Here is a 1,683-nt window from a genome sequence, read left to right as displayed (position 1 = left end):
CCCCGAGCTGGCCGGCGCGCTGCAGGCGTTGCGCCGCCCGGAGAGCACCGCGACGCTGCCGCCGGGCTTCGACCCGCGCTCGCGCCGGCTGTTCGCCCGGGCCAGCATCCTCGACCAGGTCCTGGTGCTGGCCGAGCACAACGCCCCCGGCGGCGCGGTGAACGGCTACGAGGCGCAGCAGCGCGACGCGGCGCTGCGCCCACTGACCACGGCCTGCCGCCAGGCGCTGGTCGCGGCCTGCAACGCCCCGCTGCATGCCTGACAGATACGCGCACTGCACGTTCTGCGGCGCGCGCTTCGTGCCCGAACAGCCCTGGCCGCGCCGCTGCGGCGCGTGCGGCGAGACCAGCTACCTGAATCCGAAACCGGTCGCCGTCGCGGTGCAGCCGGTCGGCGGCGGCCTGCTGGTCGTGCGCCGGGGCATCCCGCCGGCCCGCGACACCCTGGCCCTGCCGGGCGGCTTCATCGAGACGGGCGAGACCTGGCAACAGGCGGCGTCGCGCGAGCTGAGCGAGGAGGTCGGCCTGCGGACCGACCCCGGGACGGTACGCCTGTACGACGCGATCAGCGCCCCGGACGGCACCCTGTTGATCTTCGGTCTGCTCCCGGCGCTGTCCTCGGAGGACGAACTGCCGCCCGTCGTGCCCAACGAGGAGGCTCTGGGCTGGGAAGTGCTGCACGGCCCGCAGGCGCTGGGCTTCGACCTGCACACGCGGGTCGCCAACCGCTACTTCGCCCAGGTCGCCGCGGGCATGTAGCCGCCGGTCGGCTGCCCGTCAGGAACGGAAGACGGCCGCGAGGCTGTTGAGGCGGTCCGCCGTACCGGTGAGGTCGCCGACCGCGCGGTGGGTCTCCTCCGCCGCGCCCCGCACCTCGGCCGCCGCCGAACTGACGGCGCCGATGGCCAGGCTGATCTGCTCGGTGCCGCCGCTCACCGTGCCCGCGCCCTCGACCATCGTGCCCGTGGTGGCGCTCTGCTCCTCGACCGCCGCGGCGATGGTGACCTGGTGCTCGGCGATCGCGCCGATGATGGCGGAGAAGCCGCTGACCGCGTCCACGGCCTCGCCGGTGTCGTGCTGGATGCCCTCGATCCGGCGGGCGATCTCCTCGGTCGCCGCGGCGGTGGCCTGGGCCAGGTCCTTGACCTCACCGGCCACGATCGCGAAGCCGCGCCCGGCCTCGCCCGCCCGGGCCGCCTCGATGGTGGCGTTCAGCGCCAGCAGGTTGGTCTGCGCCGCGATCGCGTTGATGCTGCGCAGCACGTCGTTGATCTCCTGGCTGGAGTCGCGCAGCCGGGTCACGTTGCCGGTCGCCCGGGTCACCCCGGTCACCGCCTCGTCGGTCATCCGCGACACGTCGGTGGTGTTGGCGCTGATCTCGGTGATCGCCCGGCGCATCTGCCGGGTGCCCTCGGCGATGGCCCCGACCTCGTCGCTGGTGCGGGCGGCCGAACGGGCGACGGTCTCCAGTTCGGTGGCGGTGGCGTCGGCGGCCGCGGTCATCGTGCTGCTGGCCTGCCGCAGGCTGCCCGCCGACGAGGTGACCTCGTCGACGGCCCGGCGGATGCCGGCCACGGTGTCCTGGAAGCGGTCCATCATCGCGTTGTACGCCTCGGCCATCTGACCCAGCTCGTCCTTGCCCACCACCGGCATCCGCGGGCTCAGGTCCCCGCCGGCGGCCGAC

Annotated in this window: 2 protein-coding genes and 1 pseudogene; 2 read left to right on the top strand and 1 reads right to left on the bottom strand. The window is 74.4% G+C overall.

Annotated elements, in window-relative coordinates; all coding sequences use genetic code 11:
• Positions 1–262, top strand: a pseudogene (locus AB0C29_RS47105) (hypothetical protein); the annotation flags it as partial.
• Complete coding sequence (locus AB0C29_RS47100) at positions 255–758, top strand: NUDIX domain-containing protein (RefSeq protein ID WP_360834726.1); 504 nt, start codon at positions 255–257, stop codon at positions 756–758. The pseudogene AB0C29_RS47105 and the gene AB0C29_RS47100, both read left to right, overlap by 8 nt.
• 18 nt (positions 759–776) lie before the next feature.
• On the opposite strand, the gene AB0C29_RS47095 is transcribed toward AB0C29_RS47100, so the two are convergent.
• A partial coding sequence (locus AB0C29_RS47095; RefSeq protein ID WP_360834724.1) for a methyl-accepting chemotaxis protein occupies positions 777–1,683 on the bottom strand: 907 nt, incomplete at its 5' end.

It is taken from the genome of Actinoplanes sp. NPDC048791 (assembly GCF_040650095.1).
GTDB lineage: Bacteria > Actinomycetota > Actinomycetes > Mycobacteriales > Micromonosporaceae > Actinoplanes.
The sequence above is the reverse complement of the archived record's forward strand: the minus strand, read 5'-3'. Positions and strand labels throughout refer to the sequence as shown.

Bases quoted from the DNA above. Each gene is read 5' to 3' on its own strand.
- AB0C29_RS47100 (WP_360834726.1), top strand. From the start codon at position 255: ATGCCTGACAGATACGCGCACTGCACGTTCTGCGGCGCGCGCTTCGTG.